An 8,427-nucleotide genomic window follows, 5' to 3' on the forward strand; every position below is an offset into this window, starting at 1 on the left:
TATTATACCCAGGAGAGATCCCTTTGACTATAAATCATGTAAAAGCACCGGTATCTACCAGTGCTTTACTTAATAGACGTAATTAACTTGCAATCTCTGACGATGAGTCAGGTGCTTAACAAAAATAGTAAACTTTGCTAACTTAAGGGCTTCTCTCTGTTTAATATAACCCAATCCGGATTTAAGGTTTGATCATTGCGGTCCATGGCTTGAAAGTCTGCTTTTCGCAATTCCTCAGGGCTAAACAGAGGGTCCTCTACCCAGACCGTATTTCCGGCAGCTTCTAAAGCTCTGACCAAATCTACCCCCCGACTATGCTTGAAATCTTTAACCCCGGTTTTATAACTTATTCCTTTAACTAAAACCCTCTTCCCACTACCTACTTGCCTGCTTATTTGCTCCCGGTATTCCTCATCAGCTTGGAGAGCCCCCTCCAGCAAAGAAGAACTACAGACTTTTTGGAGAAATCTCATATCTTTGGGCAAGCACTCCCCCCCAATCCCCCAATCAGTACTAAGCAGTTCTACATTTTGCTTACTATTAACCGCTTTCCTAAGTTCATCAAAATCCAATCCCTGTGACCTACAGTAACGGTACATTTCCTGGGCAAAAGCTACATCCACATAACGCTTTACATTTTCAACGACTTTCGACAACTCCGCGATCCGCACATCCTGCACTTCCACAAGCCGGGGAACCAAAGCATCATAGAACATTTTCCCCTTTTCCAAGCAGGCCTCAGTAAAAGCTCCCATTACTCTGGGAGTATCAAAAACGGTTTTATCCACCCTGAACATAACCCGGTGCGGGACATGAATCAAGAAAACATCCTTCCCACATTCAAACCCTCTGCTCTCAAGATAATCATGAACCTTTTGCATAGTTCCGGGTGGCAAAGTGGATTCTATGGAGATTAAAGCCCCTGGACAGATAATCATTTCCTTGAGGGCCGCAAATAAATTTTCGCCATGTTCACCGGTGGATGGGGCCAGCAGCCAAATATCGATGCCGGTCAGGGCCCGATAGTCGGTGGTGACCCGATAACCTTGGTTACGGAGTTCGCTGACCCGTTCAGCATTAATATCTAACCCGATCAGGGATTGGGGAAACTTGGAGTTAAGGTAAGCGAAAAGATTGAATCCGATATTACCTAAGCCGATCACAGCAATTTTCATTATTTGTTTCATCCTTCCCAAATTCTTCACTATATGCTATGGCAGAGCACCTTTTCAGTTGCTACCTTTGAGGAAGGACATCTTAATTCTTTAGTCGGTAAGGTCTACCCAATAATGAAGGAGCACGTTGAAGTAACTATCAACGTGCTCCAAATGCTATTTGGGGTTAATACTCATTATGGTGTCGGTGTATTTACCTTTTTTGCAGCTTTCTTTTTCTGCTTAGCAATATTCTTCGGACTTTTGTCTCCCATCTAAGGTACCTCCAAGGCGTTATTACCTTTAGTTTGACCTTAAAGGAATGGTTTAATACCCAGCTTCCCTGCCCTGAGACCTTTTACAATATCTTGTGAGATTTCTTTTTGAGCCTGAATTAATGCAGTTAGTACTCCCGCCCGTTCAGGGTTGCCGATTAGGACATATCCTTTAAGCTTATCACCCAGCCAAGTCAGATACTGATGGGTTACTTGACCGGAAGTAGGATCACGGTAGGAATTTTCCGTAGTATGCCAAGACGAAGAAACTGATTCTTGAGCAGTTTGAGGCACCGGTGGCTTAATAATTCCGGCGGAAATTATCCTTAGACCAAAGAAGTCCACCGCATTCATACCCATGGAACCTGAGTAAGCTGTGAGTTTACCGGCCATATTCAGCCCGGCAATATACCCCTGCCGGGTGGCATTGGGCCAGATGGCATTAATGTGGGGGCTTTCCCGGAGCAGATCATAGGTTTCCGCCACATCCCCGGCAGCGTAGACATGAGGAAGATTTGTCTCCATATATTCATTAACCAATATGCCCTGACCAAGGTTAAGTCCTGCATCTTGAAAAGGCCGAATATTGGGGCGGACTCCTTTGCCTACGATAACCAGATCCGCTTCCAGGGTTCGCCCATCTTTAAGTTGCACAGATTCTACATGTGTTTTACCGTTAATGGCTGCGACATCTGAGTTAAGGATAATGTCGATACCGTGTTCTTTAAGATGCTCTGCCAACTTTTGGGCTGCAGCCTGATTCAGCATTTGGGAAAGAATATATCCCGAAGAAACTATCACCCGGACTTCCAGTCCTTGCTTGCTAAGGGCATAGGCTGATTTTAAGCTGACTAAACCGCCCCCAATGATCACGGCTTTACGACCGGGCTTCAGTAAGGCTTTAATGTTCCTCGCATTCTCCAGATGGCGCAGCGTAAAAACTTGGGGAAGATCAGCACCCGGGAGATCTAAAGTTACAGCGGAAGCCCCGGTGGCAATTAAGCATTTGTCATAGGGAAAATCCCCTTCGGCAGCAGTGTTTACCACTTGTTGCTGTGAATCAAGTCCCGTCACCCCGCACCCATAATGAATATCCAGGTTTAGCCTTACCATTTCCTCCGGGGTTCGCAGAAAGAGTTGTTCCTCTGGAATGTCACCGGCTAAGTAATAAGTAGTCAGGCAGCGAGAATAGGAAGGGCATCGGTCCTCTGTCAGCACTGTAATTTTCCCTTGAGGGTCGGCCCGGCGAATCCCTTCTGCGGCAAAAAGGCCGGCAGCACTGTTGCCAATAATTAGATAGTTCATAAGGCGTTCCTCCCCGGACCGTTTAAGCTAGGCCCAGCGCCCGCCGTTTTTGCTTAATGTCCCCGATCAACCCATGGGCTGCTTTGACCGGATCGGTCTCCACATAGAACTTACCGCCGATAACCTCAGTGAGTCCGGCTGTGAGAAGTTCCGTTACTTGTTTGCTGCCTAAAACAGGTGGCACCACACCTAAATGGGTGGTTATTCCCATCGTTACAGCCCAGGTGCCAATACTCAAAGCCTTTTCATGCTGGGGCTCCGGGGCACTGGCTGCTACCGGCAGGGCTGCCGAATCCACCCCAAGGTAACCGGCTAAAGCCGTCACCAAATCACCGATACGGGAATTATCGACACAGCTTCCCATGTGCAGTACCGGGGGCAGGGGTGCCCCAAGGCCGGCAGCCTCGCCAATGGCGGTAAGAACAGCCTTAAGGGTAGCACCGGCATATAATTCTGTGCCCTCGGAGTTCATCATGCCGGCTTTGGCTAGAGCATGGGCGGAACACCCCGTTGCCACTACCAGTACATTATTCTTGAGCAGCTCCTTAACCATCTCCACATGGAAAATATCCTGAGTTACCTTGACATTATTGCAGCCTACGGTGGCGACTACCCCGACAATATTACCATTGGCGATATTATCTACTAAGGGCTTAAGCGGCTGTTCGGCATCTAACTTAGCTAAGGCCCCGGCAATGGCTTCCACACTGAAGCCGGCCATGATCTTAGCCCGATAATCGGGAATGTGGACTTTGTTGGGATCACGGCGGGCGTAGGCGGCAATCGCCTTACGAACGATTTCCTGAGCAGCCTCATCGGCATTTTCTAGAGCGAAGGGAATATGAGTTGCTCCAGGTATCTTGACTATAGGCATCGTAGTGATCAATTCCGTATGATAACAGGCCGCGATCTGAGCCAAGGAAGGCATGATGCATTGAACATCCACGACCATGGCATCAACTGCGCCGGTGACAATGGCCAATTCCTGGGCTAAGTAGTTGGTTGCCAAAGGAACGCCCTGACGCATAAGGACTTCATTGCCGGTACAGCAAATACCGGCCACTTGAACTCCTTTTGCTCCTACCGCTTCCGCCTCAGCGGATAGAGTTCTGGCCCATTGAACGATTTTTTCGGATAGCAGCGGGACATGACCGTGAACGATTAGGTTGACGTAATCAGCTTTAAGTACGCCAAGATTAGACTCCGTGACTACCGGAGCCGGTGTTCCGAAGAGAATATCCTGCATATCGGTAGCCAGTTTTAACCCGGCATAGCCATCGACTAAACCTTGCTTAGCCGTTGCCAAGAGGAGATTGACAGGATCGGCATCCATACCCATCGTAGTCTGATGCATGGCTTCGCGAATTTCCCGGTCAGGGTTCCTGGGTAGAATTCCTAAGGTCTCCCAAACTTCCAGGCGCTGTTTGGGTGCATGAGCAGTTATCCATTGCATCGGTGATTTATGATGGTTTCCCATATCCGCATAAGCCACTTTGACTACTTCTAAGGCTAAAGCATTGAGATCTTTTCCCTCTGCAGCAATACCCAGCCCTGAAGCGATAGCCTTTAGTTTTCCTTCATCGGCGATTGGGTAATCGATCTTCCCTTCGGCGGCCAACGCCAAAGCCTCTACCGCATCATAAGCGTGATCCACATGGGCGGCTGCTCCGGCAGCCACTTGGCGCAGCAAATTGCGCGCGACGATGATATCCGCTGTAGCTCCGCAAATCCCTTTATCCGGACCTTGCCCGAAAGGATCAATCCGACAGGGACCTTGAATACAGTGGCGGCAACAAAGTCCCAAACTACCAAATCCGCATTGTGGTTGTTGTTTATCATAACGATCCCAAACAGTTTCAATTCCGTCTTTATCGGCCTTTTTTAACAGATCCAGAGCTGCAGGATCAATACTCCGGGCATTAAGCATGGTTGCTAACCTCCTTTAGATGATTAATCCAAGTTTTGCGTGCCGACCCGGCAAAGCTATCCACCTCTTGGAATTGGAGGGCTTTGGTCGGGCAGGCTGTGACACAGGCCGGCTCATAATCCAGCTCCCTGCAGCGATCACATTTTACCACCTGCCGGGCGGGTCCCTCTGTGATTGCTCCGAAGGGGCAGACCATAATGCACATCCAGCAGCCCACACATTTTTCCGGGGTAACCTGAACTAATCCCGTTGTCCTATCTACCCTCATGGCCCCGGCCATACAGGCGTGAACACAGGGTGTGTCCGAACATTGGCGGCATTGCAAGGGCATAATGACTTCTCCATCGGTCTCGACATGAACCCGTTTCCTTGGACGCTCCGGCTCGAAAATCGCTGCATACAGCTCTTTGGTTTGGGAATGAGCCACGGCACAAGCCAGTTCACAGCTCTTACATCCCACACAGCGTTCCGAGTTAACCAGTAATTGTTTCACATTATCCCTCCTTGTCTAAAATTACACCATTCTATTCTGACAAGTTCATATTATTATAATTTTCAGGTAATTACTGTCGCCTTGGCGACACAAAATAGCTATTGAGAAAATTTCCTTTGCTCAATAGCTTCCCACTTTGATAAAGATCCTTCGCACATGCTCAGGATGACATCCCACTATGTTATACGACTCTAAAAGGCTACTCCCGCTGATGCTCAGGATGACACCCGGCACTATGTCATGCCGAACGCAGTAAAAGTATCCCGACCCTGTATTACTTATAGATTGGCAGCGGTGCTTAATCCTGGCTTATCTTATTCCAAAGCTTCTCAGGCCGCAAAAGCACCACATGCCCCCGGTGCAGTTCTACTATCTCCTGTTGCTCCCAATGACGTAAGATTTCATTAACCGTCTGACGGGTGGTCCCGCTTAAAGAAGCCAGTTCTTCGTGCGTAAAGTAAAAGGTTAATATACCTTCCGTCTTATCTGCATCTATGCTTCCGCTCTGGCACGAACGCCAAAAAACCCGCGCTAACCGCGAAGCCGCTTCGCGAAAAGCCAAATCCAAGATCAAGTCATTCGTCAAACGTAAGATCTGACCCAATACCCGTACTAAGCGGCGAGCCAATTCTGGACACTCATCCATCATAATCCGAAAATCAGCCATACTTAGATAAAAAATCTCCGTATTTTCGATCGCCGTTGCTATAGCCAAAGAATGTTGACTATAGACTTCCCCGGCTGCAAGGATGGTGATAGTGAATTCCTTACCGTCCTCCGAGTAGTAGGCTATTTTCACCTTGCCGGTGACAAGAAAAAAGATAACATCCTGATAGTTAGAAGGGAAAATCAACCGCTGGCGTTTCGCAAAACGTTTACGACTAAGGTTGCTTTGCCATTTTTTCAGCAGCTCCGGTGGCAACCCACGGAAAAAAGGGAAGGTTTCAAGATCCGGAACGGTAGGGGGTTGGGCCATATCTCCACATCCCTTCGTTTGGTGACATAAAGATATCTTCTATATAAGCTCTTGAAATCCTTTACCACCCTGCAATTCCGTCAGCATGACAAAGTTAATAGTTTAATGATCCGACGTTTATACTCCATAAATGTATCGGATAAGCGGAATTCATCTCCCCGGGGCCGTGGGGCCTCGATGACGATTTCATGAGCGATGATCCCAGGGGGGCCTGTCATAATATATATTCTGTCGGAAAGCAAGGTCGCTTCATCAATATCATGAGTAATAAAGAGCGCGGACATGTTAATGCGTTCCATGAGATCCAAATACCAGCGATGCATAGAGCTCTTAGTAATTGCATCAAGGGCGGAAAAGGGTTCATCAAAAAGAGCAACCTCTTGGGAGAACATATAGGTCCTGAGTAAGGCCGCCCGCTGCCGCATCCCACCGGAAAGCTGAGTAGGATACCTTTTTTCGGTGCCCTCCAGCCCGAACTCCCGGAAATGAGCGGCAGCCTCTTCCCGCGCCAGGTTCTTTTTCACACCCCGGATAAACAGGGGCAAAGCCACGTTATCGAGAACTGTCAAATGGGGTTGCATTAAATCCTTTTGCTGCATATAGCTGACTTGACCGGCAATCCCGGTAATATCTTGACCATTAAGCAGAACTTGACCGGAGTCAGGAGGGAGTACACCGGCGACTATATTAAAAAGGGTGCTCTTGCCGATGCCGCTCACCCCCAACAAGCTTGCCAACTCTTTCTCGCGGAGGCTTATATTAATATCTTTAATTGTTAATTCACCAGCAAAACTCTTGGAGATATTGCGTGTCTCAAGCTTTATCTTACTCATCTTTACTCCCAAGAACTATATATTTCGTAAATATTTTGCCCATACCTATAGATCTATACCTAGATGCAACCTTAGATCCAAGATCCTTCAGTCGTTCCTCCTTCAGGATGACACAACCCTTGTCATACTGAGGAAAGCGAAGTATCTTAACCCCAAACTGATATTAATGAAGGCATTTCCCAAAGCTTATCTGTACTAGGTACACCTACTGAGGCAGATAGAGGTTGGTAAAACCTTGACCGGCCTCAATTTTCTTAGGAATCAGCTTGTTATCATACATCCAAGCATAAAAGCCATCCCAACGTTTTTGATCGATATAGCCCCATTGCTCTACCTCCGCTTTATACTGATCCGCTAGATACTCCTGACTAACAGTTACCAATTCCTGATCTAATTCAGGTGCATACTTAACAAGGATCTTCGCCCCTTCTTGGGGGTTAGCAATAGCATATTCATAACCTTTTGCCGCGGCTGCCAAAAAAGCTTTTGCCGTATCTCCGTTTTTCTCCAGAAATTGCGAACTTGCCGCAATTACCGGAGTATAGAAATCCAGCACCGGGTCAATATCCTTAAAGGCAAAATAGTTGGTATCTAAGCCTTTAACCACGGTTGCTATCCCTTCCCAACCATAATAAACCCAGACTGCATCCACATTGGTCTGTAAGGCAGAAACCACATCCGTTACCGTGCTGGGAATCATTCGGATGGCATCATAATTACCTCCATCTTTAGTGACAACTTGCTTGATGACGGCTTTTTCCACAGGCGAATCCCAAGTGGCATAGACTTTATGCTCCATACCTTTAGGGCTGGTGATGTTATCTTCTTTTAAAGAGATAATTCCGGAGGTATTATGCTGTAAAATTGTGCCGACGGCAACTACATCCAAGGGACTGTCCGAGGTAATGGCTGCGGCAATTTCCTCTTGGAAGCTCACTGCAAACTCTGCCTTACCCGCTGCTACTAAAGATAAGGCTCCGCCTTCAGGGGGCTGTACTATCTCTACATCCAAACCTGCTTCCTTAAAATACCCTAACTCCTTAGCGACATAGATACCGGTATGGTTGGTGTTGGGAGTCCAGTCTAAAACAAAGGTGATTTTCTTATCCGCTTGGCTTCCTGCATTCTGTGTACCACAACCTACCAAGCTTAAAACCATAAAAACGCTTACAATCATTGCAACAAGCTTTTTTTTCATCTCAATCCGTCTCCTCCGATATTAATTTGTTTATATAGTAGAAAATGATTAGACCTCACTTTGCCGATCATCTGCTTGAACCCAAGGCATTGCTTCGCGCTCGAGCAATTCCACGCATTTCATAAGTACTAAACTTAAGATAATGATCAGGAAAATTACTGCAAACATCTTATCAAAGGAATAAGATTTCCTCACTCGAGTCATATAGACCCCCAGGCCGCTATTCCCCCCCAGCCACTCCGCAATAACCGCCCCCACAATGGAAT

General features: G+C 47.3%; 8 protein-coding genes. All 8 read right to left on the reverse strand.

From position 1 onward, the window contains the following. Positions 1–137: 137 nt before the first annotated feature. Positions 138–1,175 (reverse strand): nucleotide sugar dehydrogenase, encoded by a 1,038-nt coding sequence (locus tag AC1U9U_RS06280; protein ID WP_479959700.1) that lies wholly within the window; start codon positions 1,173–1,175, stop codon positions 138–140. A gap of 293 nt (positions 1,176–1,468) precedes the next feature. Next, the gene (locus AC1U9U_RS06285) at positions 1,469–2,734 is read right to left on the reverse strand and encodes an NAD(P)/FAD-dependent oxidoreductase (protein WP_479959701.1); all 1,266 of its coding nucleotides are present in this window, start codon (positions 2,732–2,734) and stop codon (positions 1,469–1,471) included. A gap of 22 nt (positions 2,735–2,756) precedes the next feature. Further along, positions 2,757–4,661: an anaerobic carbon-monoxide dehydrogenase catalytic subunit gene (gene cooS / locus AC1U9U_RS06290; protein ID WP_479959702.1), complete on the reverse strand. Its 1,905-nt coding sequence runs from the start codon at positions 4,659–4,661 to the stop codon at positions 2,757–2,759. After that, positions 4,654–5,154 carry a 4Fe-4S dicluster domain-containing protein gene (locus AC1U9U_RS06295; RefSeq protein ID WP_479959703.1) on the reverse strand — a complete coding sequence of 167 codons (501 nt, stop codon included), beginning with the start codon at positions 5,152–5,154 and terminating at the stop codon, positions 4,654–4,656. Before AC1U9U_RS06295 ends, cooS begins: the two co-directional genes overlap by 8 nt. 298 nt (positions 5,155–5,452) lie before the next feature. Further along, positions 5,453–6,130: a Crp/Fnr family transcriptional regulator gene (locus AC1U9U_RS06300; protein ID WP_479959704.1), complete on the reverse strand. Its 678-nt coding sequence runs from the start codon at positions 6,128–6,130 to the stop codon at positions 5,453–5,455. Positions 6,131–6,210: 80 nt separating this feature from the next. After that, on the reverse strand, positions 6,211–6,963 hold the full coding sequence (locus AC1U9U_RS06305) for an ABC transporter ATP-binding protein (RefSeq protein ID WP_479959705.1): 753 nt from the start codon (positions 6,961–6,963) through the stop codon (positions 6,211–6,213). A 205-nt stretch (positions 6,964–7,168) separates the two neighbouring features. Then, complete coding sequence (locus tag AC1U9U_RS06310; protein WP_479959706.1) at positions 7,169–8,161, reverse strand: ABC transporter substrate-binding protein; 993 nt, start codon at positions 8,159–8,161, stop codon at positions 7,169–7,171. Positions 8,162–8,209: 48 nt separating this feature from the next. Then, a partial coding sequence (locus tag AC1U9U_RS06315; protein WP_479959707.1) for an ABC transporter permease subunit occupies positions 8,210–8,427 on the reverse strand: 218 nt, incomplete at its 5' end.

Source organism: Desulfitobacterium sp., from assembly GCF_982384815.1.